This is a genomic window from Micromonospora sp. bgisy143 (genome assembly GCF_057708145.1).
This window is the reverse complement of sequence record NZ_JBYIRN010000001.1, coordinates 138,476-164,615: the sequence shown is the minus strand read 5'-3', so window position 1 is coordinate 164,615 and position 26,140 is coordinate 138,476. Positions and strand designations below refer to the sequence as shown.

Below are 26,140 nucleotides of genomic sequence, written 5' to 3'. Positions count from 1 at the left end.
CGCGGGGCAGAAAGTCGACAGAAAGTGCAAGATCGCGGGGAAAGGACGGCGGGGTCAGGGGAGGCGGGTCAGGTTTCCGGCGGCGCGTTCGATGATGAGGCAGCGGTCCTCGACGTACTCCATGCCGGACTCCTCGGCGATCCGCCGCGCCTCGGCCGACACGATGCCCAGTTGCAGCCAGACCGCCGGCGCGCCGATCGCCGCCGCGTCCCGGACCACCTGCACGGCGTCCGCGGCCGGCCGGAACACGTCCACCAGATCGACCGGGTGCGGGATGTCCGCCAGCGAGGCGTACGCCCGCTCGCCGAAGAGTTCGTCCACGGTCGGGTTGACCGGGATGATCCGCCAGCCGTACCGCTGCATCTGCAACGGAACGCTGTGCGCGGCCTTCAACGGGTCGCGGGACGCTCCCACGACGGCGATCACGGCGGAGTCGGCGAGGATCTGCTGAGCGGTACGCACCCGCCGACTGTAGCGCCGCCCGATGGCTACAGCAGGGCGAGCTGCTCGGCGACCGGTGGTGGTGGCGGCTCGGGCAGGCGGCGGTTGTCGCCCACCTCACCCCGGAGCAGCCCGTGGCGACGGGCGGCGATCCGCACTCGCGCGGTCAGCTCCCGCTGGTACGCCTGCGGGGCGTATGCGCCGGCGCGGTACAGCTCGCGGTAGCGCGGGACGAGGTGCGGGTGTTCCCGCGCGAGCCACTGCGCGTACCACTCGCGGGCACCGGGGCGCAGGTGCAGCGCCAGTGGGGTCACGCTCGTCGCACCGGCGGCGGCGACCGCCGAGACCGTGGCGTCGATCGACTCCTCGCCGTCGCTGAGGCCGGGCAGGATCGGCGCCATCAGCACCCCGACGGAGAAGCCGGCGTCGGTGAGCCGGCGGACCGCGTCCAGCCGACGGCTCGGGTGCGGCGTGCCCGGCTCGACGCCGCGCCAGAGCTGGTCGTCGACGAAGCCCACCGAGAACGAGATGCCGACGCTCGTCACCTCGGCCGCCTGCCGCAGCAGGGGCAGGTCACGCAGGATCAGCGTGCCCTTGGTGAGGATGGAGAACGGGTTGGCGAAGTCCCGCAGGGCGGCGATGATCTGCGGCATGAGCCGGTAACGACCCTCGGCGCGCTGGTAACAGTCCACGTTGGTGCCCATCGCGACGTGCGCGCCCCGCCACTTCGGCGCGGCCAGCTCGCGCCGTGCCAACTCACCGGCGTTGACCTTGACGATCACCTGCCGGTCGAAGTCCGCACCCGCATCGAGGTCGAGGTAGGTGTGAGTGTTTCGGGCGAAGCAGTTGTGACTCACCACGCCGTCGGCGATGAAGTCGCCGGTGCCGGTGGTGATGTCCCAGAGCGGCAACTCCAGCCCGAGAGCCTGAATGTCGACAACCCTGAGGTCGGCTTTGCATTTCAGTGCGGCGCCCTCGATCGAGCGCTTTCTGGTGATGGCCGGATCGGTGAGGTGGAAGAACCGAAGCCGAGCGGGAAGACCTCCGGTCACTCTGATCTGCCGCACCCGGTTGGGTTTGCCGGGGTCTTCGAGCACGCAGGTGAAGCCGAACCGGCGCAGCGCTGCGGTCGTCTGGTCGAGGATCGCGCCGTCGCTGTTGCAGATGCGCAGGACGCCTCTACTGCAGCTTCCCTCGGCGTCGAAGACCCCTGCCAGGAAGCCGAGACGCCATTCGTCGGTGGGGGCAGCCGGCCACTGGATCAGCTCGGTGATCTTCTCAATGTCCCGCTGCTTGGAGGTGCGGATGGCCGACAGGGCTTGCCGGGTGGCGCTGGCCGGTGCGAATGAGAAGCGTCGTGTCTCGATGCCCTCCTGGGCGAGGTAGCGCTCGCTCCGACTCAACGCCTCGTCGTCGATCAGCGCCAGACGGAAGCGATGCACGACCCCGTTTGGGTACGAGTAGGTGCCGAGGTGGGCGTCGCCCCGGATCATTCCGCAGAGGTAACCACGACGATAGTCAGGTGACTCCTTTGGCCCGGATGCGAACCGGCCTGTGCCGATGAGGCGGTTGTTGGTGGTCAGGTAGGGGCGCTGGCCGACGCCCTGCATCGCCCCGGTGACGTACTTCCAGCCACGATCGGAGAGGAATCGGTGGTCTCCGCTGGCGATGAGCGTGGTGCCGTCCGTCAGCGTGACCCGGTATGCGGGTTTCACGGTGGACCACTTGTCAAGGACGGTGGTGACGACGTATCGGCGGTAAGCACCGCGTCGCTCGGTCCCGTAGATGCGGTCGCCGGGCTCGAGCTCACTGATCGGCTTCGTGCGTCCGTCTGCCATCAGGATGAGGGTGTCGCCCGAGACGCAGTAAACACACGCATGGCTGCATCCTCGGTACGGGTTGATGGTCCACTCGAAGGGGACGCGGGACTGGCCCGGCACCCGGTTGAGGATGGATCTGGCCTGCACCTCGTGGAACGTCATCCCGGCGAACTCGGGGGTGTCGAAGGTGCGGACGACGGCGCCGGGCAGCGCCAGCGGCAGGGGTGGCGTCGCTGGCGCTGCCCTCTCGGGGTCTCCCTCGACCGGGGGAGCGGTGAGGTTGTCCCAGCGCATGGGCACTATTCGAACATGTGTACGAGGTCTGCGCAAGTGACCCGCCGGACACCCGTGAGTGATCGGCGTTGCCACGGGGGAGGATGGACGGCATGGACACGTCGACCTTCGTCTACGACGGTGACTGCGCGTTCTGCACGACCTGTGCAGAGTTCATCGAACGTCGGATCCCCACCAGCGCACGGGTGGTGCCCTGGCAGTTCAGCGACCTGGACGCGCTCGGTCTCACCGTGGCGGAGTGCGAGGAGGCCGTGCAGTGGGTGGGGGCGGACGGCGCCCGCGCCGCCGGTCCGGACGCCATCGCGAAGCTGCTCGCCGCGAGTGGCCCGCTCTGGCGGGTCGCCGGGGCCGGCCTGAAGTTCCCGCCGGTACGGGCGGCGGCCTGGCCCGTGTACCGCTGGGTGGCCCGTAACAGGCACCGCCTCCCGGGCGGTACGGCGGCGTGTTCCCTGCCCCAGGAGGCCAGGGAACGGCTCTACGGCCCGGCCGGCCGGCCGACCACCGGCGCCTGAGCCTCGCTGGGCGGCGGCCCCGCGTCGACGTCCGGCGCAGGTACGGCGGGTTCGGTCGTCGGCGTCCGAGGCTCACGGCCCGCGAGCCGGCGTGCCCAGACCAGCGGGCGTACCCGTTCCAGGGGCAGGAAGCTGGTCATCGCGGCCAGGTGCGGCGCGAACGAGATCGTGATGGTCGCGATGGTGACCACGTGGAACGAGTAGAAGAAGCCGACCATGGCCAGTCGCCAGCGCGCCGGTAGCAGGAAGACCACGGGGCTGAGCAGCTCGAAGGCCACGATGCCGAACTGGGCGATGATCAGCAGGTACGGCACCTGGGCGATGAGGTCGGCCAGGTCGGTGCCGCGTCGGATGATGGCCCGGGCGAGCACCGAGCCGGTCAGCCAGTCCAGTCCGCCGAAGCGCAGCTTGGCGAAGGCGGCCAGGAAGTACGTGCAGATCACCGCGATCTGGGTGACGCGCAGGGCCCAGCCGCCGGCCTCCGTGCGGGTGGTGTCGCCGTGCCGGGCCCGTCCGGCGGTCGGCAGCACGGCCAGCGCGACGAGCAGGCCGAACCGGTCGTGGTCGACCTTCCCGTAGCTCATCGCGATGATCATCCACTCGAGGTACAGCGCGCAGACCGTCCAGCCGAGCAGCCGGGGCGCCCGGCCGGTCGCGGCGAGCAGGGCGGCGAGCAGGAGCCCCCAGAAGATCACCGCCACCACCGTCGGGGTCGGTGTCGGCAGCGGGAGCAGCCGGCCGACCAGCAGCGGCTGGTACAGCTCGCCGGGCACGCTGGCCCTGGTGCGTACCCAGGGGGTGAAGACCACCAGGTCGGCGGCGACGAAGAGGTAGATCAGGGTCCGGAAGGCGGCGATCCGTCCGCGCGGCACCGCCTCGGTCAGCCAGCCGGTCATCGGGGGACCTGCCAGCTGACGACCGTCTCGTCGGTGTGCTGTCCGGTGGGTCGGCCGGCGCGGATGCCGTGCCAGCGGATGACGATGCGGACCTCGACCAGATCGGGGGCGTCCGGGTGACGTTCGGCGTACGCGTCGGCGACCTCGGCGAGAAGCGCCGGGTCGGCGGCGTACCGGCTCTGCTGGCCCTCGATCTCGGCGCGGCGGATGCCGGTCGCGTTCTGGTCGAGGTCGACCACCGCTCCGGTGCTGTTCACGCCCTCCACCCGGGTGTCCGGGGCGGGCGCGTTGGGCGGGTTCGAGGTGGCGTACATCCGGAACGGGCCGAACGGGAAGTCGTCGTCGCTACCCCAGAACGTGCCCAGCAGCAGCAGGACGAGACCGAGTGCGGTCACGCCCAGCCGGGTCACGCGCCCACGGGTGGTCAGGGTCTCCATCGGGTGGTGACGATACGGGATGTACCGGCCGTCTCGGGTCCCACCGATGGTCAGTTCCGGATAGCCGGGTCGGTGATCATGAGCGGGTGTCGGGGTACGACGAAAGGCCGGACCCGAACCGGGTCCGGCCTCCGCGTGCCGCCGCGGGGCGGCTCAGTGGTTGTGCTCGGCCAGCTGCTTGCGGACGTCGTCCATGTCCAGCGCCTCGACCTGCTCGATCAGGTTCTCCAGCGCGGACTCGGGAAGGGCGCCCGGCTGCGCGAAGACGATGACGCCGTCGCGGATCGCCATGATCGTCGGGATCGACCGGATGTCGAACTTCGCGCCCAGCTCCTGCTGCGCCTCGGTGTCGACCTTGCCGAAGACGATGTTCTGGTGCTTCTCCGAGGAGCGCTCGTAGACCGGGGCGAACCGCTTGCACGGACCACACCAGTCGGCCCAGAAGTCGACCAGGACGATGCCGTCGCTGCCGGTCACCTCGTCGAAGTTCGCCGAGGTCAGCTCAACGGTTGCCATTGCACTCTCCGATCACCGCGGGTTGTCTGCGTCCCGTAGAACCAGGGCTGACCGTAACGAATTCCCGGGCCGGTGCGGGCGAAACGTGCGCGGGGCTGCTCGGGGGCGCCGACGACCATCGAGCGACATCAGTTCATCTCCTCCTGCGGAACGCAAGTGCACGACGCACTTGCGTGACCTGCGGTAATGGGAGCGTTTCCAGGGAGATCCACCCGATTGAGCGCTACGAATCGGTAACTTGAGCCCTGACAAGGAGGTATCCGGCCTGCGGAGATCGCTGATCAACCTCGCCCTCGTCACCGAGAGTAGTGTTACAAAAAGATAAATGTGACCGCGATCTCTGTTGAAGCTACGGCACCGTAGGGCAGACTTCTTCACATCAGAGCGTGGGCGGCGGGTGCCGGGGAGGGCCCCGCCGCTCATTGCGTCTCCCCCCGGGTGAGTGACCGGTGTGACATTTCCGCCGAGGTCCCGCCCCGACCGTCGCCTTAACCACCGGTAAGGCATGCTGTGCCGAACTCCATCGCCGCCCGTCGAAGGGGACCAGGATGCAGTTCGGCCGCTACTACGAGGAGTTCGAGGTCGGCGCGGTGTACCGGCACTGGCCGGGCAAGACCGTCACCGAGTACGACGACCACCTCTTCTGCCTGCTCACCATGAACCACCACCCGCTGCACCTGGACGCGCACTACGCCGAAACATCCAGCCAGTTCCAGCGCAACGTGGTGGTCGGCAACTACATCTACTCGCTGCTGCTCGGCATGTCGGTGCCCGACGTCAGCGGCAAGGCCATCGCCAACCTGGAGGTGGAGTCGCTGCGCCACGTCGCGCCCACCTTCCACGGCGACACCATCTACGGCGAGACGACGGTGCTGGACAAGCGGGAGTCCGGCTCCAAGCCCGACCGGGGGGTGGTCTCGGTGGAGACCCGGGGCTACAACCAGGACGGCACGATGGTCTGCGTCTTCCGCCGCCGGGTGATGGTCCCCAAGAAGGATTACGCGGCCAGTGCCGTGCCGGACGGGGTGGACCCGGAGCGGCCCAGCTTCCCCACGCCGCGCTGACCGCGCCCGGGGGGGGGGGGCGAACATCGCCGGGCGCGGTCAGCGGACGGCATGTTCCGCCGGTGGCGGCCCTGTTGCCGTTACGGGGGCTTATGCTGACGCCGGAGGTTCCGATGAGCCACTCCGTCGCCGGAGGTTCCGATGAGCCACTCCGTCGCCGGAGGTTCCGATGAGCCACTCCGTCGCCGGAGAGCCGCCCTCTGCCGGTCGCCGTGCCGCACCCTTGACCACCGCCGTCTACTCCGCCGCCGAGTGGGATCTGCTCACCAGCCTGCCCGCTCGGGTCCTCGTGGCCGCCGCCGCGCCCGGCGCCGGCCGCCCCGAACGCGGGGTGCGCGCCGGACTGGCCGGCCTGGACGCGGTGGCCGCCGGCCGTGGGTTCGACAGCGACCTGGTCCGTGCCGTGGTCGCCGCGATCTACGCCCGCCACGACGGCGCGCCGACCTCCGCCGAGCGACTCACCGATCTGGTGGACCTGCTGGCCGCCTGTCGGGCGGCGACCCGGGTGCTGCGTCGGCGCGCGGATCCGGCCGATTCGGCGGCGTACCGCCAGTGGGTGCAGTCGGTCGCGGCCCGCGTCTGCCGGGCGGTGCCCGGCCTCGACGGGCATCCGGCCAGCCCGGCGGACCGACGCTTCCTGGACCGGCTCGGCGACGCGCTCGGCCTGGGCTGAGATCGCGGGGCGCCGGGGTGGCCGTACTCTCTCATGACCGTGACCGACGACCAGCCTGAGGTGGGTGTGGGCCCCTGGCCGGGGGACCTGCCCGAGGACCCGCGCTACGACCCGCGACTGCTGGCCGAGGGCGACCGGCGCAACGTCGTCGACCGCTACCGCTACTGGCGGCACGAGGCGATCGTCGCCGACCTGGACCGGCGGCGGCACGGCTTCCACGTCGCCATCGAGAACTGGCAGCACGACTTCAACATCGGCACGGTGGTGCGCAACGCCAACGCGTTCAACGCCGCCGAGGTGCACATCGTCGGTCGGCGTCGGTGGAACCGACGCGGCGCGATGGTGACCGATCGCTACCAGCACGTCCGGCACCACGAGACGATCGAGGAGTTCGTCGCCTGGGCGGCGGGGCGACGGCTGCCCGTGCTCGGCATCGACAACCTGCCCGGCTCCCGGCCGATCGAGACCGCCGTCCTGCCGCGTGACTGCGTGCTGCTGTTCGGTCAGGAGGGTCCGGGGCTGTCCGCGCCCGCCCGGGCCGCCTGCGTCCAACTCCACTCCATCGCGCAGTACGGCTCCACGAGGTCCATCAACGCGGGCGTGGCCAGCGGCATCGCCATGCACGCGTGGATCCGGACGCACGCCGGCCCACCGCCGGACTGATCCGCGTCCCACCGGCGCGATCGGCGCTCCGGCTTGACGTGTCGGCGATGCGGGGTGACGGTGGGGATGTGAGTGTCGCGGTGAGTTGTCCGAGATGCGGGGGCCCGGTGCGGGCGCCGGATCTGATGCACACCGAGTCGAGGTGCCTGCGCTGCGGACCCGTGCCGCCGCTGCACGTACCCGAACACATCGGTGCGGAGATCGTCGCGAGCGTGGTGGAACGGATCGCCGCGGCACCCGGTCCATCCGGGACGCCACTGTGGTGTCCGTGGCCGCTGCCGCCCGGCTGGACCCTCACCGGCGTGGCGTACGCGGGGGACGACCGCACCGGCGTACGGGCCACTGCGGTGGCCTGCGCGGGGCCCGCGCCGCTCGACGACGGCCCGGCGGATCTGGTGTTCGTCGCCGAGGAACCGGGCGTGGGCCTGGGTACGCGACTCGCCGGCCTGGCCGGGCCCGATCCGGGACCGGAGCTCGCCGACGCGCTGACCGACCCCGGGCCGGGGCACCCCGAGCACGTCGGGCAGGCCAGGATCAGGGTCGGTGGTCATCCGACTCCACTGTGGTTGGTGAATTCTCCGACGGATCGAAGCGCGTACGCCGGCGAGGCTCGGGGAATGTGGCTGCATGCGATAGCCTGGCCGGCGAGTGCGGGTCATCTGCTCGCGGAGGATGTCGTGTTGCACGACCTGACCGAGTGGACTCCGCCCGAACTCGTGTACGGCGCACCGTCCCCGTACCTGTCCGGGAGAGCTTGACAACTTTTCCGGGTTGACGGAGAACGGACGCAGATATTCACTGTACGACACCACACTGATACTCTGGGTGCCGCTGCGGTAATGGGACCCGGCGCCGCGCGAGAGGATGGCCCGCCATGGTCAAGAAGGTCCTCACCTGGGCCGGAATCGCATTCTTGATCTTCTTCGTCGCCTATCGGCCAAACTCTGCGGCTGATGTGTTCAAGTCGCTGGGCGGCGGGATCATGGACATCGCCCAGGGGTTCGGCGACTTCTTCACCAGCCTCGTCGCCTAGCCGCCGATGGGCAGCCCCTCCGGTCCACCCTTCGACCCGGACGACCCCGACCGGGAACGCCGCGAGCGCGACACCGAGCCGATCCCGCGGATCGGGCCCGATGACGGCCCGGGCTACGGAGCCGGTCCCGGCCTGTCCGACGGGCCCTCCCTCTCGGACGACGTCGGCTACGGCGACGGGCCCGGCTATGCCGGCGAGGGGCGGTCCGGTCGGGCCTGGATCCGTGATCCCGACGCCGCCAACCAGCCGCCCCAGATCTCCGAGGAGGAGCTGGCGGGGCTGCGCGCCGACGCCATGGGGTCGACACCCCGCCGGGTCCTGCCGCTGGAGGACGAGCCCAGCTCGCTGGTGGCCCGCTACCTCTTCCCCACCGAGCGCTACCGGGGTGAGTGGAAGCGGCACTGGATCCACCTCACCAACCCGCTGCTGATCGGCATCGCGGCGACCTTCGTGCTCGGCTACCTGTCCGGCTTCCTCGCGGGGCAGAACGTGGGCGCGTTGACGACCATCGCGGTGCTGCTCTGGTTCGCCGTCATGGGCTGGGTGGCGTGGAAGGTCGCCGACTGGTGGTACGACCGGTTCATCCTGACCAACAAGCGGGTCATGGTGGTCAACGGCATCGTCACCCGCAAGGTCGCCATGATGCCGCTGGTCCGGGTCACCGACATGAAGTACGAGCAGACCCCGACCGGCCGGGCGCTCAACTACGGCACCTTCGTGCTGGAGTCCGCGGGCCAGGAGCAGGCGCTGCGGGAAATCAAGAATCTGCCCAACCCGAACGAGCTCTACCTACGCGTCGTCGAAGAGATGTACGAGCCGCAGGCGGTCGAGGCCCGGTTGGGCAAGGAGGCCGACGAGGCCAAGGCCGACGACGGGGCGTGAAAGTTTTCGTCCGAACATCGGAGTAAGTGCGCACCTTTCGTCATGGACCGGAACGCCGCTGACGTGGCACTCTTCCAGGACGGTTCGGGTGCGGAGGTGTGTGGTGGCGAGCAGGGATCCCCTGGAGGAGGAGTTCCGCGAGTTCGTCGCGGCTCGCTCCGCCGCCCTGCTCCGTACCGCCTATCTCCTCGCCGGCGACTGGGCGACGGCCGAGGACCTGCTCCAGACGGCGCTGACGAAGACCTACCTCGCGTGGAAGCGGCTGGGCGGGATCGAGGCGGTCGAGGCGTACGCCCGGCGGGTGATGGTCAACACGTCGACGAGCTGGTGGCGGCGGCGCTGGCACGGTGAACGTCCCACCGAGGTGCTGCCCGAGCGCCCAGGACTCGACGAGATCGAGCAGCAGCTCGACCGCGACCTGCTCTGGCGGCACCTCAGGGAGTTGCCCAGCCGGCAGCGCGCCGTGCTCGTCCTGCGCTACTACGAGGACCTGTCGGAGGCGCAGACGGCGGCCCTGCTGGAGATCTCCCCCGGCACGGTGAAGAGCCAGGCGTCCAGGGCGCTGGCCACGTTGCGCCGCCGGATGGGCACCGACACGCCGGATCTGGCCGCCGCACCCCGGTCTGCCGGGAACGGCACCGCCCCTCGGTCCGGCCGGGGCGCTGCTGCCGCCCGGGGCCGCGAGGGCGCCGAGGTTGCCCGGTCCGGTGGGAGTGTCGCGGCGACCCCGTCCGGTCCGGTCGGCGGGATGACCGGAGCCCTTCCCGCGGTGACGCCGCCGCCCGACACCGGTCAGGCCGAGGCCGGGCCGGTCGCGCCGCGTCCGTCCGCGCCCCAGCCGATCGCCCCGGTGGTCGAGCTGCCCACCGCTCCGGTGGCCGTGCCGGTCGGCACCGGCCCCGGAGAGCAACAGTGAGCGGATTTCCGCGGCTCCCCGACAACCTGACGGGCGGTCCGCAGCGTCCTTCTCAGGTGCGACGTGACCAGCTCGAAGGTGCGGTGCGGGAGGCCCTCTCGCACCAGGTCGCCGTCACCCGTCCGCTGGCCGCCGACCCGGCGGGTCAGGCCATCCGACGTGCCAACCGGATCCGCCGGCGGCGGGCCGGAACCGGTGTCGCGCTCGGAGTGGTCGCCACCGTGCTGATCGGCGCCGGCATGACCCACCTCTCCGGTGGCACCGACCAGCAGGGGCCGCCCATCGTCGTGATCGGCGACCCGGACCTGTCGGCCCGACCGCTCCCCACGGCCAGCGTCGGCGCACCCTCGCCCACTCCGGATGCGCCCAACGGCCTGCTCCTCGCCGGGGCGTTGATCGACGCCGACGGCAAGCGCCTGTCGCTGCCCGGTGTCGGCCCCGCCGAACGCGCGCACCGGCTGCCCAACGACCAAGGTCTGCTGGTGGTCGGGGCGCCGACCACCGCCGGGCGCTCCCTCTGGGTGGCCCAGGACGACGGCCTGGTGCAGGTGCTGCTGGCCGGCGCGGGTCAGATCGTCCTCGCGCCCGACGCCACCCAGGTCGCCTGGCGGGACGGCGGCGACCTGCTCGTGGCCGGAGTCGTCGGCACCCAGCTCATCGGTTCGGTGCGTATCGCGGTGCCGGACAGCGCGCAACCCGTCCGGTTCGTCGGCAACAGCGTGCTGGTCCGGCTCGACCCGAACCGGCCGGGTCACGCGCTGTGGCGGCCCGGCGCGGACGAGCTGACGGCGGTGCCCGAGCAGGACACGCTGAACGTCTACGGTTCGCTGCCCGACGGGCGGCTGGTCGGCCAGGTGCCGGCGAACTCCGTGGCCGGGACCTGTCTGGCGTTGCTCGACCCGAAGCGGGCCACGAAGGCGGCGCGTACCGCCTGTGGCACCCAGTTGAGCCCGGACGGCCTCGGCGGGATGTCCGACGACGGGCGGTGGCTCCTGGTGAACGGCAGGGTCGGGGCGGCCGAACGCTCCCTGCTGGTCGACCTGGCGCGGCTCGGTACGACGCTGGACGCCGTACCGGCCGGACCGGCGGTGAGCGGCGCGATCGCTTGGACCAGCGGCTCGGACGTCTCCTACGTCGACAACTCGGGCCAGCTGGTCCGGGTCGACGTCCGGCGGGTCCGCGCCGGCGAACAGGCCGAGCCGATCCCCGTGGCCGGCCTCGAACCCGGCGACCGGCCGGTCCTGGTCAGCGGCTCCTGACCCGTGCGGGCCCGGGTGGGTGCCGGAGTCGCTCCGACCTACGCGAGTCTGCTTCGGGTCCGCTCGGTAGCGTCGGGAGGTGACCTCGCGTACCGGCTCCGCGCCCCGGATCGACCTGCACGCCCACTCGACCGCCAGCGACGGCACGCTGACGCCGGCCGAACTGGTCCACGCCGGTGCCGAGGCGGGTCTGGACGTGCTGGCCGTCACCGACCACGACACCACCGCGGGCTGGGCGCCGGCCGTACGGGCGTTGCCGCCCGGCCTGCTCCTGATTCGGGGCGCCGAACTGTCCTGCCGCTGGGCGGGCGTGGAGCCGGCAATACCACTGCACCTGCTGGCCTACCTGTTCGACCCGGCGCACCCGGAGCTGGTCGCAGAGCTGGCCCGGGTGCGTACCGCCCGCGAGGAGCGCGGTGAGCGGATCGTGGCGCTGCTGCGGGCCGACGGCATCGACGTGAGCTGGCCGGACATCCTGGCCGGCGCGGCCGGCGGGACGGTGGGTCGCCCGCACATCGCGCAGGCGCTGATCCGCGCCGGCCTGGTCGCCGACACCCGTGCGGCGTTCGGGCCGGACTGGCTGGGCGAGCGGTATCGCCTGCCGAAGGAGGACATCGACGTCTTCCGGGCCGTCCGGCTGGTCCGGGCCGCCGGGGGCGTACCGGTGTTCGCCCATCCCCGGGCCACCCGACGCGGCCGGGTGGTGCCGGACGAGTTGATCGCCGAGCTGGCCGCCGCCGGGCTGGCCGGGCTCGAGGCCGACCACGAGGACCACAGCCCCGCCGAGCGAGAGCACGTACGGGCGCTCGCCGCCGAACTGGGCCTCCTGGTGACCGGTTCCTCCGACTTCCACGGCACCCACAAGACCGTCCAACTCGGCGCGTTCAGCACGAGCGTCGAGGCGTACGAGCGGATCGTCGACGCCGGGGTGACCGAGGTCGCTTCGGGGTGATCCGCGTATTTCGCCCATCACGGCGCGGCTAGGTTGATCGCGTGGATCTGAAGCTGTTCGGCGAAGTTTTCGTGACCCTGCTGGTGATCACCGACCCGCCGGGCATGATGCCGATCTTCCTGGCGCTGACCGGGCCGCTGCCGGCGCGCGACCGTAACCGGGCGGCGTGGCAGGCCGTCGCGCTGGCCCTCGGGGTGATCGTGATCTTCGCGGTGGCCGGGCAGACGCTGCTCGACTACCTGCACGTGGACCTGCCCGCGTTGCAGGCCGCCGGTGGACTGCTGCTCGTACTTGTCGCCCTGGAACTGCTGACCGGCAAGGCCGACGACCCCAGCCAGCAGGTCACCTCGAACATCGCGCTGGTGCCGCTGGGCACCCCGCTGCTGGCCGGACCGGGCGCCATCGTGGCGACCATGCTCTTCGTCCAGCAGGCCGACGGGCTGGGCGACTTCACCGCCATCGCCGCCGCGATCCTCGCCGTCATGGTCGCCGTGTGGATCGTGCTGCGCTTCTCCGGCGGCATCGTCAAGATCCTGCGCCCCGGAGGCATCGAGGTGTTGACCCGGATCGCCGGCCTGCTCCTGGCCGCGATCGCCGTCCAGCTCATCGCCGACGCGGTGGCCGCCTTCGTCACGCACTACGTGAACATGACCTGACCGGCACACTCCGGATGTCGGGGGTGGATGGCAGGATCGCAGGCGTGCGACGAGCCTCCTCATCCCCACGCCCCGCCGCCGGCGGTCGGGCGCCTCAGCAACGCCCCGGCGGCGGCGAGCAGCTCGGCTTCGAGGGGATGCCGGAACGGCTGTTCGTCTGCACCCCGAGCAAGCTCGGGACGTACGCCGACTGTCCGCGCCGCTACCGCTACTCCTACGTCGACCGGCCCGCACCGCAGAAGGGTCCGCCCTGGGCTCACAACTCGCTCGGCGCGAGCGTGCACACCGCCCTGAAGAACTGGTACGCGTTGCCCGCCCACCGACGCCGCCCCGAGGCGCTGGCCACCCTGCTCAAGGGCACCTGGGTCCGGGAGGGCTACCGCGACGACGAGCAGGAGCGGGCCGCCTACCGGCGGGCGCTGAGCTGGCTCGAGGCGTACGTCGAGACGCTGGATCCGGAGACCGACCCGCTGGGCGTCGAGCGGGTGGTGGCGGTGAAGACCGCTGTCCTGGCCTTCAACGGCCGCGCCGACCGGATCGACTCCCGCCCCGGGCCCGAGGGGCCGGAGCTGGTCATCGTCGACTACAAGACGGGCCGTACCGGGCTGGACGCCGATGACGCCCGGGGCTCGCAGGCGCTGGCCCTCTACGCGTACGCGGCCGAGCGGGTGTTCCGCAAGCCGTGCCGCCGGGTTGAGCTGCACCACCTGCCGACCGGCACGGTCGCCGCTCACGACCACACCGTCGAGTCGCTGGCCCGCCAGTTGACCCGCGCGGAGGACACCGCCCGCGACATCATGGCCGCCGAGCGGGTCGTCGCCGACGGCGGTGACGCCGACGAGGCGTTCCCGGTGGCACCCGGGCCGCGCTGCGGTTGGTGCGACTACCGGCGGCACTGTCCCACCGGGGCGCAGACGCCGGGCAAGGAACCGTGGGCGGCCGTGGAACGGTCCACCGACGGCTGACCGCTCTCGGAAGCCCGCGCGCCGCCGCTCGGTCAGCCGGCCAGCGCGGTCGCTCGACGGGCCGCGCGTTGCTTGGCGGCCTGGATCAACGGCCCCTCCAGATACCGGCGGGGCACCGCGGCGAGCGCCAGCCGTAGCGCGCGGACGGTGAGATCCGCCGACAGCTCGGTGGTCGGCAGCCCCAACCCGCCGTACATCCGGCGGGCCCACGGCGGGAGCAGCGCGAACGCGGTGCCCGCGATCCCGAGGTACGCCCAGCGCGGCGGGCCCAGGTTGAGGCCCAGCCGGGCCGGCAGACTGAGCTTCCACGGCAGCGGTGGGGCGGTGAGGAAGACCGCCGTCTCGGCGGCTTCCCGGGTCATCCGCAGCTCCGGCCGGACGGCACGGTAGTACCGCTCGACCTCGGCGGCGGTGCTCGGCACCGTGGCCGGGTCCAGCCCGACGAGGGCGGCCGAGCGGCGTTGCTCGGTGTAGTAGCCGTCCACCTCGTCGTCGGTGAGCGGCAGACCGGCCCGTCGGGCCGTGCTGAGGAACGATTCGACCTCGGTGACGTGCACCCAGCGCAGCAGGTCCGGGTCGTCGATCCGGAACTCCTCGCCGGTGGCGGGGTCGGTGGCCCGGAGCCGGGCGTGCAGGCGGCGCAGCCGCGCCCCGGCCTGCTCCGCCTCCGCGGTGGTGCCGTAGACGGTCGTCGCCACGTAGGTGGCGGTGCGGACCAGCCTTCCCCACGCGTCCGTGCGGTAGTTGCTGTTCTGTGCGACGCCGGCCATCGCGCGGGGGTGCAACGCCTGGAGGTAGAGCGAGCGCAGGCCGGCGACGATCAGGATCGGCTCCTCGTGCACCTTCCACGTCGCCGAACCCGGACCGAAGAGGCCGAGGTCATCGGAGTCCACCGACCAAGCGTGCCACGGCCGGCGTGCCGGTGCCGGTCAGCGCGGGCGGCCCGGGGTCACCCGTCGGCGGCGCGGCGCGACTGGCAGTTCGGGCAGAGACCCCAGAAGGTCACCTCCGCCTCGTCCACCTCGAACCCGTGCGCGACGCCCGGGTCCAGGCAGGGCGCGCTGCCGACCGCGCAGTCGATGTCGGCGATCTCGCCGCAACCCCGGCAGACCACGTGGTGGTGGTTGTCGCCGACGCGTGCCTCGTACCGCGCCGGGCTTCCGGCCGGCTCGATCCGGCGGGACAACCCGGCTCTGCTCAGCGCCCCCAGCACGTCGTACACCGCCTGGGTGGAGACCGAGTCGAGGCGTTCGCGGACCCGACGGGTTATCTCGTCGACCTCCAGGTGCCCGCCGTCGGCGAGGACGTCCAGCACCGCGAGGCGCGGTCGGGTGACGCGCAGGCCCCTCGATCGCAGTAGTTCCTCACCTCCGGACACGCGCCAATGACAGCACGGACGCCCAGCGACGACAACCGTCGCCCGGGGGCCGTGGTCACGAACACAACTCGTGAAGATCGATCCGGGTGCTGAACCTCATCGCCGCCGTGTGCGTGTCCTTCGAGGGAGAGCCCGGGGACGACCAGCAGTTCGTACGCTGGCGCTTCCACCGACCGTGATCCGCCTGGAGGTGTCGATGTTCGAGGAGATCCTGGGTCTACCGACACACGTCTTCGTCGTGCACGCGATGGTCGTGTTCGTCCCGCTGCTGGCGGTTCTGGCCATCGCGTACGTGGGGCTGCCGCGCTGGCGGCACCGGCTGGACTGGGCGCTGGGCATCCTCGCCCTGGTGACGCCGGTGACCGCGTTCGTGGCCATCGAGTCCGGTGAGGCGTTCACCGACGCCCTGATCGCCCGCGGTTACCAGGGACAGATCCTCGACCAGATCTTCGAGCACTCGCGCTACGGCGACATCCTGTTCCGGATCGTGGTGCCGCTGGGGATCGTGGCCATCGCGCTGCTCGTGGTGACCAGCGGTCACCCGCGGGTGCCGCGGCTGCCGGCCCTGGTGACGCCGGTGCTCGCGGTGGCGGTCGTCGCACTGTCGCTCGCCGCCCTGGTCTACGTCTACCTGACCGGTCACTCCGGCGCGTCGGCCGTCTGGGGCACCACCCTCTGACGCCGCCGGCCGGGTGGAGGAGGCCGGTGCGCGGGGGTCAGAAGACGAGCCGCGAGCAGAGCAGGCAGACGAGGGCCACGACCACCACGGCGGCCGCGGCCCCGAAGCCGTAGGTGACCCGCTGCGACCGCTGCTCCGCCGCGTCGAGGGCGGCCATGTCCTGCGGGGGCAGGCGTCGTGGTGGTGCCGGCTCCAGGTGTACGGGGGGACGCCAGCCCGCCGGCGGCGGCACGCTCGGAGGCGGTCCCGGGTACCCGCCGGTGGGTGGTGTGGCGGACGGTGGGTCGTCCGCCGTCGGGCCGTCACCGGTCCCCGGCCGACGCCAGTAGTCGTCCGGGGTGCTGCCACCGCTGGGGGTCGTCACGCCGTCCGACGCTACCAACGGAGTCGGCCGTCCGGTCGGTTCTGACCGGTGTGCCGACGGTCGCCGAGCGGTCCGCCGGGTGCGGCCTGCGCTACCCTTGCCGGTCGTGAGCACCCAGGACCCTGGCGCCGCGGGCGTGCGCGGCGATGACGACCGCACCGTCGACCTCAGCGACGACTTCGTGGTGCTGCCCGAACAGACCTCGGACGACACCGACTACGGCTGGGGCGAGCGCGGCGGCGGGAACGACGACTGGCTGCTCGCCCAACGCCCCCCGCACTGGGACTGAGCCCCGGGCGCGGTCGACCTCACCCGGGGATCAGTGGCGTACCGGCGGACCGGAATCAGGACGCCGAGCTGGCCGCCGGCGCCTTGCCGCCGCCGCTCGACCCGCCGGACGACGACGAGGACGACCCGGACGACGACGTCCCGGACGAGGTTGAGCCCGCCGACGAGGACGAACCGGCGGAATCCCCGCCCGAGGACGCGGACGACTCGGACTTGGCCGGCTTGCTCGCGGTGCCGCCGGCCGACGTCTCCGAGCCGGACGCGCGGGAGTCGGTACGGTAGAAGCCCGAGCCCTTGAAGACGATGCCGACGGAGTTGAAGACCTTGCGCAGCCGTCCCGCACACGCCGGGCACTCGGTCAGCGGCTCGTCAGAGAAGGACTGGACCGCCTCGAGCTGGTGACCGCACGCGGTGCAGGCGTACTGGTACGTAGGCACGTTCTCCTCCGGTATCTGGGCTCGGCCAGTTGGCACTCGACGTATTCGAGTGCCAATGGTGCGTCATGCGGGCCGGGTTCGTCCAGCGGACGTGTGGGGCGCGACACCCCGCGCCGTACCCAGGCCGCCGTCAAGCGTACGCATTCCCCCGGAGGGGGTGACCACCGCGCGGACCGGACGGTCGTGCGGCTCGGCGGGCAGCGCCTCGACCAGCTCGCCGTCGTGCAACGGCACCACGGTCAGGCTCGTCGTGGGCACCCGGGCCAGCGCCCGGTCGTAGGAGCCGCCACCCCGGCCCAGCCGCCGGCCGTCGTGGTCGACGGCGAGCGCCGGCACGACCACCAGTTCCGCGCTGGCGATTGCGGCCAGGCCGAGGCGGGGACCGACCGGCTCCCGGATGCCCCGGCCGGCGGCGACCAGCGCGTGCGGACCGGTGTACGCCGCCCAGTCCAGGTCGAGATCCGCGCGGAGCACCGGGAGCAGCAACTCGGCGCCGGCCGGTAACGCGCCGCGCAACACCTCCGCGAGGTCGGCCCCGCCCGGCTCGGTGCCGACCGGCACGTACGCCGTCATCCGGGCCGGGCGCAGCCGGCGTACCAGGGCGACCAGCTCGGCCTGGACGCGCCCGGCGGCCGCGGCCCGCGTCGTGTCGTCAAGCGTCCGCCGGTGGGCGAGCAGCCGGACCCGGGTGTCCCGCTTGGTCACTCGGGTCACTTCCGCTTCATGAGAAAAATCTGACACGCAACACTCCTGACGCAACGCCACTCCCACGGTTGCTCTGTGTCAGCATCGCAAGCAACGGAGGCGGAACTTCCGGGGGGACCGAGTGACGCTACGCGGGCGGTTGACGGCAGCCTTCCTCGTGGTGGTGCTCGGCCCGGTCCTGCTCGGGGCGTTCTTCGTCGCCTCCACCGTCACGGCCGTGGACCGCACCCGGTCCACCGAACGGCTCTCCGTGGCGGCGTCCACGGTGCGTACCTCGGTCGACGCGCTCTGCCAGCAGCTCCGCGCCGCCGCCGACGCGGTCGCCCTCACCGGTGACCCGGCCGTCGTCGCGGGCCAGCTCGTCGGCCGTGGCCTGGCCGCCGCAGTACTGATCAGCGACGTCAGTGGGCGGGTCACGTACCTCTCGCCGGGCGCGCCGTCGACGCCCTGGCGGGACTGCGCGGAGCCGGCCGCCGCGACGTCCGGCCCGGTCCGCGCGCTGGCGGCCCGCGTCGACCGCCGGGACACGGCCGGCACCCTGCTGGGCAGCGTGGCGGCCGCGCAGCTCGTCGACCCGGCCTTCGTGGGCCGGCTGGCGGCGGTCAGCGGAGTCGCGGTCACGTTGCTCGACGGCGGCGCGAGCGCCGCCCGGTTCACCCACACCACCGAGTCCCGCGAGGTACGCGACGGAGTGCTGGCCGCCGCCGGCCACAGCACCGGCGAGCGGGTCACCGAGACCGCCAAGGGCCGGTACGTGCGGCGGATCGGGCCGTCCGTGGGCCAGCCGCTGCCGCTGGTGCTGTCGGTGCCCAGCAGCAGGCCGCCGGGGCTGCACGTCACGCTGGCCGGCGTGGTCGTCCTGGCCGGGCTGCTCGCCGTGCTGACCGCGTGGCGGCTGGCCCGGGTGACCACCCGGCCCCTGGTGGAGCTGGCTGGCGCGGTCGATCGGGTGGCGCACGGCGACCTGACCGCCCGGGTGCCGGTGCGCGGCCGGGACGAGCTGGGTCGGCTCGCCGAGGCGTTCAACCGGATGACCCGCGAGACCGGTTCGTACGTCGCGGCGCTGACCAGCAGCCGTGACCAGCTGCGTGGGCACCTCGCGGTGCTCGGCGACACCCTGGCCAGCACTCACGATCTGCAACGCATCCTGCGGGTGATCCTGCACAGCGCGATCGCCGCCACCGGCGCCCGGGCCGGCGCGGTGCTGCTGGTGGAGGCCGGCGGGGTGCTTGTCGCACAGTGCAGCGAGGGTCTGGACGGGCGCTGGCCGGCAGCGGACCCGGACGGGCCGGAGTCGCTGCGGGTGCCGGTGGGCGTCGGCGTGGTCGGCGCGGTGGCCGCGACCGGCGAGCCGCAGCGGGGACGGGTGGAACCGACCGACACGCCGACCGGCGAGCCGCACTGCCGCACCTACGTGGCCGTCCCCTTCGCCGCCCCGGGCACGACCGGGCTCGCCGCCGGCACGACGACCGGGCCGGGTGGCACGACCGGGCTCGCCGCCGGCACGACGACCGGGCCGGGTGGCACGACGACCGCCGACGAGGCGGGCGCGCCGGCGGTGGCCCTCGGCGTGCTGGCGCTCTACGACCGGGTGGGCGCGGACGAGTTCGACGACGACGACCTGGTCACCCTGCGCACCTTCGCCGGGCACGCGGCCGTGGCGGTGGAGAACGTGCGGGTGCACGAGGAGGCCCAGCGGCTCTCCCTCACCGACCCGCTCACCGGGCTGTGGAACTACCGCTACCTGCGCGAGTCGATCCGCCGGGAGGTCGAGCGGGCCAGCCGGTTCGGCCGGATGCTCAGCGTCCTCGCCCTCGACCTGGACCGCTTCAAGGACGTCAACGACACGTACGGGCACGCGGCGGGAGACACCGTGCTGGCCGAGTTCGCCCGGCGGGTACGCGGGGAGATCCGCGAGGTGGACCTGGCGTTCCGGCAGGGTGGGGAGGAGTTCGTGCTGCTCCTGCCGGAGACCGACGCTCGGGGCGCGGCGATCGTCGCGGAGCGGCTGGGCGCGGCGGTACGCGAGACCCCGATCGCCGTCGAGGCGTACCCGGGGCCGGTCGTGGTGACCGTGTCGGTGGGTATCGCCGTCTACCCGGACCACGGCAGTACCGGGCGGGAGGTGCTGGAGGCCGCCGACGACGCCCTCTACGTGGCCAAGGCCGCCGGCCGGGACACCTATCGCGTGGCCGTGGCCCGCCCCGACGTGCCGAGGAGGGAGATACCCGTGCCGGCCGGCGCGGTCAGCCCACCCGACGGACTGCCGAGAGCCGGCCGGCACGGGCCGGTGCCGCGGGAGCCGGGCGGCCACGCCCGGTCGGAGTCGGCTGCGGGCGTACCCGATGCGAACCGGTCGGGGCCCGCGCACGCCCGGCCGGAACCGGCGGACGGCCCGGCGGATGCCGCGCGAGCCGGCCCGGACGCGGCCCGGCCGGGGCCGGGCGGCGGCGCGTCTTCTGGGCCACACCCGCCGCGGCAGAGCCGTGGCCGATAGTCTCGCGGCATGTCGGAGCACTCAGCGAACCCCTCAGCGACGGTCGCCGCAACCGGCCGTCCCCTGGCGGTCAAGGCCGTCATCCCGGCCGCCGGACTGGCCACCCGCTTCCTGCCGGCCACCAAGGCGGTTCCCAAGGAGCTGCTGCCGGTCGTCGACCGGCCGGTGTTGCAGTACATCGTCGAGGAGGCCGCCCAGGCCGGCATCGACGACGTGTTGCTGATCACCGGTCGGGGTAAGACGTCGATGGTGGACCACTTCGACCGTCGCCCGGACCTGGAGACCAGGCTGGAGGAGAAGGGCGACGCCGAGCGGCTGGCGGCCGTGCGTCGCCCCGGTGAGCTGGCCGAGATCTACACCGTCCGGCAGCCGGAGCAGCTCGGGCTCGGGCACGCCGTCGGGTACGCCGAGTCGCACGTCGGCGACCAGCCGTTCGCGGTGCTGCTGGGCGACGAGTTCGTGAAGCCGTCCGAGCCGCTGCTGCCGGCCATGCTGGAGTTGCAGGCCCGCACCGGCGGCGTGGTGCTCGCCTTCTTCGAGGTCGACCCGGCCGACACCAAGCGGTACGGCATCGCCTCGGTCGAGCCCGCCGAGGCGGACCTGACCGACATCGGCGAGGTCGTCAAGGTGACCGGCATGGTGGAGAAGCCGCAGCCGGAGGACGCGCCGAGCAACCTCGCCGTGCTGGGCCGGTACGTGCTGCCCGGCACGATCTTCGACGCCATCCGGCGGACCAAGCCGGGCAGTGGGGGCGAGATCCAGCTGACCGACGCGATGGAGCTGCTGCGCAGCGAGGGCACGCCGGTGCACGCGATCGTCTACCGGGGCACCCGCTACGACACCGGCATGCCGCTGGGCTACCTCCAGACGGTGGTGCAGATCGCCGCCGAACGCGAGGACTTCGGCACCGAGTTCCGGGCCTGGCTGGCCGAGTTCGTCAAGGCCGACGCGGCAGGCGGATCTGGTACATGACCGCGACGGCCGACGCCGAGGCGGCCGCGAACGAGTTGACGCCGCTCGCCGACTACCTGGGCAGCGTGCTGCGCAGGTTACGAGCGCTGCCGCCACTCGACCTCGACCTCACCCAGGCGCACGGCAACGTCCTCGCCGAGGACGTCGTCGCGCCGCACGCCTTCCCGGCCTTCGACCAGGCGGCCGTGGACGGGTACGCGGCCCGCTGGGAGGACATCTCCGGAGGGGGTCGGGGCCCGAGTTACGTCCCGGCCCCCTCCGGCACGCCCGGCGGGCGGAGCATCCGGCTCAACGTCGTCGGCGACCTGGGCGCGGCGAGCTGGCGTCCGGTGCGACTCACCCCGGGCTCGTGCTTCTCGGTGGCCGCCGGGGCGCCGCTGCCGGTCGCCGCAGACGTGGTGGTCCCGGTGGAGTGGACCGACCAGGGCATGGCCGCCGTCGAGATCTTCCGCACCCCCAAGCGGGGGTACGGCGTCCGCCGCGCCGGTGAGGAACTGCCCGCCGGCACCCTGCTCGCCCGCGCCGGCACGTACGTCTCGCCGGCCCTCGTCGCGGTCTTCGCCGCCACCGGCATCGGGCATGTGGTGGTGCGGCCCAGCCCTCGGGTGGTCATCGTGGCCACCGGGGACGAGCTGGTCGACGTGGGCCGTGGCAGCCAGCCCGGTCAGGTGGTGGACGCCAACTCGCACGCGCTGACCGCCGCCGCCGCCGAGGTGGGCGCGCTGGCGTACCGGGTCGGCATCTGCGACGACGACCCGGAGGGGCTGCGCGGTCTGCTGGAGGACCAGACCCTGCGGGCCGACCTGATCATCACCACCGGCGGTACCGGCACCGGCCCCGGGGACATGGTCCGGCGGATCCTGTCCCGCCGTGAGGGCGGCCGGGCCGGACCGGTGGCCTTCACCGACGTGGCGCTCTATCCCGGCACCGCGCTCGGGTTCGGCACCGTCGGCGCCGAGGAGGTGCCGGTGGTCTGCCTGCCCGGCGACCCGGGCGCCGCGCTGATCGGCTTCGAGGTGCTGGCCCGACCGGCGATCCAACTGCTCGCCGGCGCCGAGCCGGTGTTCCGGCCCAGCGTCCGGGCGCACCTGTTGGAGACCGTGTCGTCCCCGGGCGGGCTGCGTGAGTTCCGGCCCGCGCACGTCGCCGAGCGACGCGGCGGCGGTTACACCGTGCAGCCGTTGCGGGGCGGCCCGTTCACCCTCTCCGGCCTCGCCGAGGCGAACGGCCTGCTGGTGCTAGGGGAGCGGGTCACCACCGCCGCCGCGGGCTCCACCGTGGACGTCCTGCTGCTGGACCGCCGTCGGTGAGATCCTCCGGAGGTCCACTTGCGCGCGAACCGGTCCCGCGCGGGAGACTGTGCGGGTGAGTCTCTTCGGAGCAGTCCGTGCGCCCGGATGGCCGGCGGTGCTGGTCGACGGCCCGGTGCTGCTGCGCCCGTATCGGCGCTCCGACGCGGCGGCATGGTCGGAGGTACGCCGGGCCAACCAGGCCTGGTTGGCCCCCTGGGAGTCGTCACTGCCGGGCGGTTGGGACGAGCTGAACTCGCCGGCCGCGTTCCGCTGGGTGCACCGTGACCAGCGACGCTCGGCCCGCGAGGGCGAGGGGATGCCCTTCGCGGTCTGCCTGCGGGAGGCCGATCGGGAGCGGCTGGTCGGGCACCTGAACGTCGGCAGCATCGTGCGCCGGGCCTTCTGCTCCGGTTACGTGGGCTACTGGGTCGACGCCCGGGTCGCCGGGCAGGGGGTGATCCCGACCGCGCTCGCGCTCGCCGTCGACCACGCGTTCGGCCCGGGTGGACTGCACCGGATCGAGGTCAACATCCGGCCGGAGAACCGCCCGTCGCGGCGGGTGGTGGAGAAGTTGGGCTTCCGCGAGGAGTCGTACCACGTGCGCTACATGCACATCGACGGCGCGTGGCGCGACCACATCGGATACGCGATGACGAGCGAGGAGATCGCCGCCGAGGGCGGTCTGCTGGCCCGTTGGCACCGGATCCGCGCCACCGCCCGGTAGCGGCTGTCCCACGGACGGGATCGGCGCGGCGCGGCGGTATCCCGGTCGGTGCACCGTAACCTCAAGTAACTGCAAGCTGCGGCAAGCGCTCACCGCCCGGATGATCCACGCGCTCAGGCGTGATCGGTGGAAGATCCTGCGGTCGGGGAGCGGTTGCTCCGAATTCGGTGACGGGAGGGGTGAGGGTGCCGACCTCGGTGCTCCTCGCCGTCCTCGCCGCCGCCGGCCTGCTCGCCCTGGCTCCGGCGCTGGTTCGCCGGTACGACGCCACCGAGCGGCTGGTGGCGGAGCGGGCGCAGTCGACGGCGCGGGTGCTCCAGCGCCGTCGGCGGCGTCGCACTGTGCCGGGACGGCAGCCCCTGCACCCACCCCGCTCCCTCGTCGTCACCCTCAGTGAAGATGCGACTACAGGGAAGCTGGCCGTGCCGGTCTCCGGGCCGCCGGCCGCCCGCCGCTCCGGCCGGCTGCGCGCCGTACCGTCGGCCCCGAAGCGTCCCCGCCGCCGTCCACCGCGTCGGCAGCACACCCCCGCCGTGTACCGGCGACGCCGCGTGCTCGCCGCGCTGCTCCTGCTCAACGTCGTCGAGTTGATCGGTGTGCTGTTCGTCAGCCCCGGCTTCTGGATCGGCTTCTCGGTCACCTTCATGCTGCTGGCCCTGTACGTCGTACACCTGCGCAGGCGGGCACTCGCCGCACGCCGGCGGCGTCGGGCCCGGGCCCGGGAGGCCGCGTGGCTGGCCGCCCGCCAGGCCGAGGTCCGCCGCGAGCAGGCCCGTCGGGCAGCGGCCCGCCGGGAGGCGCAGCGCCGCCTGGCGGCCCAACGCGAGGGGGTACGCCGAGCCGCCATGGGCCTCGACCGCCCCGCGGACCTTCCGGCGGCGGTCAACGGCGGCTCGGTCTCGTACCGGCGCTCCGGTGGCCTGCGCGGCCGCCCCTACGAGGCCGGCCGCGGCGCCTGACCGGGCTCGGGTGGCCCCGCCGCGCTTGCGCCGGCCCCGTGGCGCTCGCTCGGCCCTCGTCGGTGCGCTTGATCGACTCGAGTTCGCCGAAGTCGGGGTGTCCCAGCGAGGTGATGCCCCGATATCGGCGATGTCGAGTCGATCAAGGCGGGTGCGGGGGTCTGCGGCGCTTGATCGACTCGGTTTCCGGGAAGGCGCGCTGTCCGGGTGTCCGGGATGCCCCGCCTTCCGGGATGTCGAGTGGATCTCGGGGGCGGTGGGGCGGCGCACCGGGGGTGGATTCGCGGTGGAGGCGGGCGACCTGTTAGCCTTGCTGCCGGCCCGCCCGGTGCAAGCCGGGTGGGACCGAAGCCGGTTCGCCGGTGGGGGGCTGTGGCGCAGACTGGTAGCGCACCTCGTTCGCATCGAGGGGGTCAGGGGTTCAAATCCCCTCAGCTCCACCCCGTTCAAAGGCCGTTCCCCGCAGTGGGGGACGGCCTTTTTCGATCTTTACGGCAGTCGCTTGCAGTTCGGCTTTGTTGTCGTACCCGCCAATACGATCTTGTGCATGGAGCGTCCGGTACGGCAGGCATACCTGCACATGATCGCGAAGCAGGTCGGGCCGGTGCTGCGAGGACACGGGTTCAGACGGTCGCACGGGACCTTCCGCCGGATCTCCGATGCCGGTCATGCCGCGATCATCGAGTTCCAGGGTTCTACGGGCAGCTGGGGCGACACCTCCCTCTTCTACGTCAACCTCGGTGTCGCCACCGTCTCGTGGCTTGACTGGTTCCAGGAGCGCCTGGGCGGAAACCGACGCGACCGGCCCACGGCGTCGGTCGCTCAGTGGTGGACGCGGCTCACCGCTGCTCCGGGGCACTCCGACGGTTTCGACCGGTGGGCGATCCGGTCGGTCGAGGAAGCCGAGGCGTGCGGGAGCGTGATCGGCCAGGAACTGTCGGACCGCGTAGTCCCCACCTTCGATGCCTTGCTTGCGCACTACCTGCGACTTGACGAGATCCTTGTCGATGGGCGACTGGATGAGCTACCTGCGGCCTTTGACGCCCGCCCGCCGGGTCCGCTCAACGGCATTGACCACTTCCATCGGCTTGACCACCCCTACAAGGCGTGGATGCTGTCGAGGCGGCCCGCAGCGATCGAATAGCTGATTCGGACGGGGTCTCACCGAGGCGCTTGAGCGCCTTCTCGGTCGCCTCGCCGGCGACCTCGCGGTAGATGTTCATGGTCCCGGTGATTTCGCTGTCCGCAGGATCCGCATCATGGCCCGAGGTGGATGAGGGCAGGTCAGCGGCAGAACGGGTGGCAACAGCGGGTGGTAATAGGGGCTGCCTCATCACCGCCGGTCAGCCAGCATGACGGGGTGCCTGAGCTTGTGTGGGATGACGTCAGGAACTTCTTCGACCCGAACCTGATGGGTGCGTTGCCAGACGTGCGTGTCGAAGATGCTTCGGTGGAGGACTGGCAGGCGGTGTTCGACCTGGTTCAGACACGGGGCTGGAAGTGGGAGTACTCAGTGGGTGATGTTGTCGTGCCGCTTCCTTCAGCAGTCGATGTGCTGGCGCGACCTGCTGACGCCGAGCTGCCGATCTTGCGGGTGTGGCCGGTCCCTGGCGTCTTGGTCAACTTCTGGCCATACTCTGTGGTCGAGATCGACTTCGACATCGACCTGCGGGAGTTGCAAGGCCAGGAGCGGCTGGACATGCTGTGTGGGTTCTTTGCGGTCATCGGGCGCAGCCTGGGTAAGCCGGTCTTGATGGCTCCCGAGGGCGACTACCAGCACCCGGTCCTCGGCTTCGACGTCGAGGCTGACCGGGTCGTTCTCCTGGCCGATCCACGTCTACCCAAGCGGAACTAAAGCGGTGCTGG

Annotated in this window: 31 protein-coding genes and 1 tRNA gene; 22 read left to right on the top strand and 10 right to left on the bottom strand. The window is 72.2% G+C overall.

Annotated elements, in window-relative coordinates; translation table 11 throughout:
• Positions 1 to 54: 54 nt before the first annotated feature.
• Together AC3EN4_RS00800 and AC3EN4_RS00795 are read right to left on the bottom strand one after the other, a co-directional pair.
• Complete coding sequence (locus AC3EN4_RS00800) at positions 55 to 462, bottom strand: CoA-binding protein (RefSeq protein ID WP_435204043.1); 408 nt, start codon at positions 460 to 462, stop codon at positions 55 to 57.
• Positions 463 to 488: 26 nt separating this feature from the next.
• Positions 489 to 2,555, bottom strand: coding sequence for an intein-containing Rv2578c family radical SAM protein (locus AC3EN4_RS00795; protein WP_435204042.1), 2,067 nt, complete (start codon positions 2,553 to 2,555; stop codon positions 489 to 491).
• 92 nt (positions 2,556 to 2,647) lie between these two features.
• On the opposite strand from AC3EN4_RS00795, the gene AC3EN4_RS00790 reads away from it, so the two are divergent.
• Positions 2,648 to 3,067 carry a thiol-disulfide oxidoreductase DCC family protein gene (locus AC3EN4_RS00790; protein ID WP_422738178.1) on the top strand — a complete coding sequence of 140 codons (420 nt, stop codon included), beginning with the start codon at positions 2,648 to 2,650 and terminating at the stop codon, positions 3,065 to 3,067.
• On the opposite strand, the gene AC3EN4_RS00785 is transcribed toward AC3EN4_RS00790, so the two are convergent.
• From AC3EN4_RS00785 to trxA, 3 genes are all read right to left on the bottom strand, one after another.
• Positions 3,031 to 3,963, bottom strand: coding sequence for an HTTM domain-containing protein (locus AC3EN4_RS00785; protein ID WP_435204041.1), 933 nt, complete (start codon positions 3,961 to 3,963; stop codon positions 3,031 to 3,033). The genes AC3EN4_RS00790 and AC3EN4_RS00785 overlap by 37 nt on opposite strands.
• On the bottom strand, positions 3,960 to 4,400 hold the full coding sequence (locus AC3EN4_RS00780) for a hypothetical protein (RefSeq protein ID WP_435204040.1): 441 nt from the start codon (positions 4,398 to 4,400) through the stop codon (positions 3,960 to 3,962). Before AC3EN4_RS00780 ends, AC3EN4_RS00785 begins: the two co-directional genes overlap by 4 nt.
• Before the next feature lie 153 nt (positions 4,401 to 4,553).
• A complete protein-coding gene (gene trxA / locus AC3EN4_RS00775; RefSeq protein WP_387127714.1) occupies positions 4,554 to 4,916 on the bottom strand; it encodes a thioredoxin in 363 nt (120 codons plus the stop codon).
• A gap of 548 nt (positions 4,917 to 5,464) precedes the next feature.
• Between trxA and AC3EN4_RS00770 the strand changes: the two genes are divergently transcribed.
• The 11 genes from AC3EN4_RS00770 (at position 5,465) to AC3EN4_RS00720 (ending at position 13,979) form a co-directional block, all read left to right on the top strand.
• Positions 5,465 to 5,980 carry a MaoC family dehydratase gene (locus AC3EN4_RS00770; protein ID WP_435204039.1) on the top strand — a complete coding sequence of 172 codons (516 nt, stop codon included), beginning with the start codon at positions 5,465 to 5,467 and terminating at the stop codon, positions 5,978 to 5,980.
• A 169-nt stretch (positions 5,981 to 6,149) separates the two neighbouring features.
• The gene (locus AC3EN4_RS00765; RefSeq protein WP_435204038.1) at positions 6,150 to 6,653 is read left to right on the top strand and encodes a hypothetical protein; all 504 of its coding nucleotides are present in this window, start codon (positions 6,150 to 6,152) and stop codon (positions 6,651 to 6,653) included.
• 39 nt (positions 6,654 to 6,692) lie between these two features.
• Positions 6,693 to 7,316, top strand: coding sequence for a TrmH family RNA methyltransferase (locus AC3EN4_RS00760; RefSeq protein WP_435204037.1), 624 nt, complete (start codon positions 6,693 to 6,695; stop codon positions 7,314 to 7,316).
• A 47-nt stretch (positions 7,317 to 7,363) separates the two neighbouring features.
• The gene (locus tag AC3EN4_RS00755; RefSeq protein WP_435204036.1) at positions 7,364 to 8,074 is read left to right on the top strand and encodes a DUF6758 family protein; all 711 of its coding nucleotides are present in this window, start codon (positions 7,364 to 7,366) and stop codon (positions 8,072 to 8,074) included.
• Between the two features lie 116 nt (positions 8,075 to 8,190).
• A complete protein-coding gene (locus AC3EN4_RS00750; RefSeq protein WP_007455302.1) occupies positions 8,191 to 8,349 on the top strand; it encodes a hypothetical protein in 159 nt (52 codons plus the stop codon).
• Between the two features lie 6 nt (positions 8,350 to 8,355).
• Positions 8,356 to 9,231: a PH domain-containing protein gene (locus tag AC3EN4_RS00745; protein WP_422738184.1), complete on the top strand. Its 876-nt coding sequence runs from the start codon at positions 8,356 to 8,358 to the stop codon at positions 9,229 to 9,231.
• Between the two features lie 103 nt (positions 9,232 to 9,334).
• Entirely contained in the window at positions 9,335 to 10,147 is an 813-nt protein-coding gene (locus AC3EN4_RS00740; RefSeq protein WP_435204035.1) for a SigE family RNA polymerase sigma factor, read from the top strand.
• 56 nt (positions 10,148 to 10,203) lie between these two features.
• Positions 10,204 to 11,406, top strand: coding sequence for a hypothetical protein (locus tag AC3EN4_RS00735; RefSeq protein WP_435204034.1), 1,203 nt, complete (start codon positions 10,204 to 10,206; stop codon positions 11,404 to 11,406).
• A 79-nt stretch (positions 11,407 to 11,485) separates the two neighbouring features.
• Entirely contained in the window at positions 11,486 to 12,358 is an 873-nt protein-coding gene (locus AC3EN4_RS00730) for a PHP domain-containing protein (RefSeq protein ID WP_435204033.1), read from the top strand.
• Positions 12,359 to 12,399: 41 nt separating this feature from the next.
• Complete coding sequence (locus AC3EN4_RS00725) at positions 12,400 to 13,014, top strand: MarC family protein (protein ID WP_421474411.1); 615 nt, start codon at positions 12,400 to 12,402, stop codon at positions 13,012 to 13,014.
• Between the two features lie 44 nt (positions 13,015 to 13,058).
• Positions 13,059 to 13,979, top strand: a complete 921-nt coding sequence (locus AC3EN4_RS00720; protein WP_435204032.1) for a RecB family exonuclease — start codon at positions 13,059 to 13,061, stop codon at positions 13,977 to 13,979.
• A gap of 32 nt (positions 13,980 to 14,011) precedes the next feature.
• Here AC3EN4_RS00720 and AC3EN4_RS00715 read toward each other — a convergent pair whose 3' ends face one another.
• Positions 14,012 to 14,872 (bottom strand): oxygenase MpaB family protein, encoded by an 861-nt coding sequence (locus AC3EN4_RS00715; RefSeq protein ID WP_435204031.1) that lies wholly within the window; start codon positions 14,870 to 14,872, stop codon positions 14,012 to 14,014.
• Between the two features lie 56 nt (positions 14,873 to 14,928).
• The gene (locus AC3EN4_RS00710; protein ID WP_435204030.1) at positions 14,929 to 15,357 is read right to left on the bottom strand and encodes a Fur family transcriptional regulator; all 429 of its coding nucleotides are present in this window, start codon (positions 15,355 to 15,357) and stop codon (positions 14,929 to 14,931) included.
• A gap of 196 nt (positions 15,358 to 15,553) precedes the next feature.
• Here AC3EN4_RS00710 and AC3EN4_RS00705 point away from each other — a divergent pair, with 196 nt between their 5' ends.
• On the top strand, positions 15,554 to 16,036 hold the full coding sequence (locus tag AC3EN4_RS00705) for a DUF2231 domain-containing protein (protein WP_435204029.1): 483 nt from the start codon (positions 15,554 to 15,556) through the stop codon (positions 16,034 to 16,036).
• A gap of 37 nt (positions 16,037 to 16,073) precedes the next feature.
• Here AC3EN4_RS00705 and AC3EN4_RS00700 read toward each other — a convergent pair whose 3' ends face one another.
• Positions 16,074 to 16,400: a hypothetical protein gene (locus AC3EN4_RS00700; protein ID WP_435204028.1), complete on the bottom strand. Its 327-nt coding sequence runs from the start codon at positions 16,398 to 16,400 to the stop codon at positions 16,074 to 16,076.
• 106 nt (positions 16,401 to 16,506) lie between these two features.
• Between AC3EN4_RS00700 and AC3EN4_RS00695 the strand changes: the two genes are divergently transcribed.
• Entirely contained in the window at positions 16,507 to 16,689 is a 183-nt protein-coding gene (locus AC3EN4_RS00695; RefSeq protein WP_422738193.1) for a hypothetical protein, read from the top strand.
• Positions 16,690 to 16,744: 55 nt separating this feature from the next.
• Here AC3EN4_RS00695 and AC3EN4_RS00690 read toward each other — a convergent pair whose 3' ends face one another.
• Positions 16,745 to 17,125: an FmdB family zinc ribbon protein gene (locus AC3EN4_RS00690; RefSeq protein WP_422738194.1), complete on the bottom strand. Its 381-nt coding sequence runs from the start codon at positions 17,123 to 17,125 to the stop codon at positions 16,745 to 16,747.
• Between the two features lie 63 nt (positions 17,126 to 17,188).
• A complete protein-coding gene (locus AC3EN4_RS00685; protein ID WP_435204027.1) occupies positions 17,189 to 17,839 on the bottom strand; it encodes a 5-formyltetrahydrofolate cyclo-ligase in 651 nt (216 codons plus the stop codon).
• A gap of 112 nt (positions 17,840 to 17,951) precedes the next feature.
• On the opposite strand from AC3EN4_RS00685, the gene AC3EN4_RS00680 reads away from it, so the two are divergent.
• From AC3EN4_RS00680 to AC3EN4_RS00645, 8 genes are all read left to right on the top strand, one after another.
• Positions 17,952 to 20,327, top strand: a complete 2,376-nt coding sequence (locus AC3EN4_RS00680; protein ID WP_435204026.1) for a diguanylate cyclase — start codon at positions 17,952 to 17,954, stop codon at positions 20,325 to 20,327.
• Positions 20,328 to 20,336: 9 nt separating this feature from the next.
• On the top strand, positions 20,337 to 21,299 hold the full coding sequence (locus tag AC3EN4_RS00675; protein ID WP_422738196.1) for a UTP--glucose-1-phosphate uridylyltransferase: 963 nt from the start codon (positions 20,337 to 20,339) through the stop codon (positions 21,297 to 21,299).
• Positions 21,296 to 22,609 (top strand): molybdopterin molybdotransferase MoeA, encoded by a 1,314-nt coding sequence (locus AC3EN4_RS00670; protein WP_421474421.1) that lies wholly within the window; start codon positions 21,296 to 21,298, stop codon positions 22,607 to 22,609. Before AC3EN4_RS00675 ends, AC3EN4_RS00670 begins: the two co-directional genes overlap by 4 nt.
• Positions 22,610 to 22,664: 55 nt before the next feature.
• A complete protein-coding gene (locus AC3EN4_RS00665; RefSeq protein ID WP_435204025.1) occupies positions 22,665 to 23,315 on the top strand; it encodes a GNAT family N-acetyltransferase in 651 nt (216 codons plus the stop codon).
• A gap of 179 nt (positions 23,316 to 23,494) precedes the next feature.
• Complete coding sequence (sepX, locus tag AC3EN4_RS00660) at positions 23,495 to 24,274, top strand: divisome protein SepX/GlpR (RefSeq protein WP_435204024.1); 780 nt, start codon at positions 23,495 to 23,497, stop codon at positions 24,272 to 24,274.
• Positions 24,275 to 24,640: 366 nt separating this feature from the next.
• Positions 24,641 to 24,714 (top strand) — tRNA-Ala (locus tag AC3EN4_RS00655).
• A gap of 107 nt (positions 24,715 to 24,821) precedes the next feature.
• On the top strand, positions 24,822 to 25,418 hold the full coding sequence (locus tag AC3EN4_RS00650; RefSeq protein WP_435204023.1) for a DUF4304 domain-containing protein: 597 nt from the start codon (positions 24,822 to 24,824) through the stop codon (positions 25,416 to 25,418).
• Positions 25,419 to 25,634: 216 nt separating this feature from the next.
• Positions 25,635 to 26,129: a hypothetical protein gene (locus AC3EN4_RS00645; RefSeq protein ID WP_435204022.1), complete on the top strand. Its 495-nt coding sequence runs from the start codon at positions 25,635 to 25,637 to the stop codon at positions 26,127 to 26,129.
• Positions 26,130 to 26,140 lie beyond the last annotated feature (11 nt).

What these genes read in the sequence shown, in the direction of transcription:
- AC3EN4_RS00795 (WP_435204042.1), bottom strand. Translation starts at nt 2,555, where the DNA reads ATGCGCTGGGACAACCTCACCGCTCCCCCGGTCGAGGGAGACCCCGAG.
- AC3EN4_RS00790 (WP_422738178.1), top strand. Translation starts at nt 2,648, where the DNA reads ATGGACACGTCGACCTTCGTCTACGACGGTGACTGCGCGTTCTGCACG.
- AC3EN4_RS00785 (WP_435204041.1), bottom strand. Translation starts at nt 3,963, where the DNA reads ATGACCGGCTGGCTGACCGAGGCGGTGCCGCGCGGACGGATCGCCGCC.
- AC3EN4_RS00780 (WP_435204040.1), bottom strand. Translation starts at nt 4,400, where the DNA reads ATGGAGACCCTGACCACCCGTGGGCGCGTGACCCGGCTGGGCGTGACC.
- trxA (WP_387127714.1), bottom strand. Translation starts at nt 4,916, where the DNA reads ATGGCAACCGTTGAGCTGACCTCGGCGAACTTCGACGAGGTGACCGGC.
- AC3EN4_RS00770 (WP_435204039.1), top strand. Translation starts at nt 5,465, where the DNA reads ATGCAGTTCGGCCGCTACTACGAGGAGTTCGAGGTCGGCGCGGTGTAC.
- AC3EN4_RS00765 (WP_435204038.1), top strand. Translation starts at nt 6,150, where the DNA reads ATGAGCCACTCCGTCGCCGGAGAGCCGCCCTCTGCCGGTCGCCGTGCC.
- AC3EN4_RS00755 (WP_435204036.1), top strand. Translation starts at nt 7,364, where the DNA reads ATGCGGGGTGACGGTGGGGATGTGAGTGTCGCGGTGAGTTGTCCGAGA.
- AC3EN4_RS00750 (WP_007455302.1), top strand. Translation starts at nt 8,191, where the DNA reads ATGGTCAAGAAGGTCCTCACCTGGGCCGGAATCGCATTCTTGATCTTC.
- AC3EN4_RS00745 (WP_422738184.1), top strand. Translation starts at nt 8,356, where the DNA reads ATGGGCAGCCCCTCCGGTCCACCCTTCGACCCGGACGACCCCGACCGG.
- AC3EN4_RS00705 (WP_435204029.1), top strand. Translation starts at nt 15,554, where the DNA reads ATGTTCGAGGAGATCCTGGGTCTACCGACACACGTCTTCGTCGTGCAC.
- AC3EN4_RS00675 (WP_422738196.1), top strand. Translation starts at nt 20,337, where the DNA reads ATGTCGGAGCACTCAGCGAACCCCTCAGCGACGGTCGCCGCAACCGGC.
- AC3EN4_RS00670 (WP_421474421.1), top strand. Translation starts at nt 21,296, where the DNA reads ATGACCGCGACGGCCGACGCCGAGGCGGCCGCGAACGAGTTGACGCCG.
- AC3EN4_RS00650 (WP_435204023.1), top strand. Translation starts at nt 24,822, where the DNA reads ATGGAGCGTCCGGTACGGCAGGCATACCTGCACATGATCGCGAAGCAG.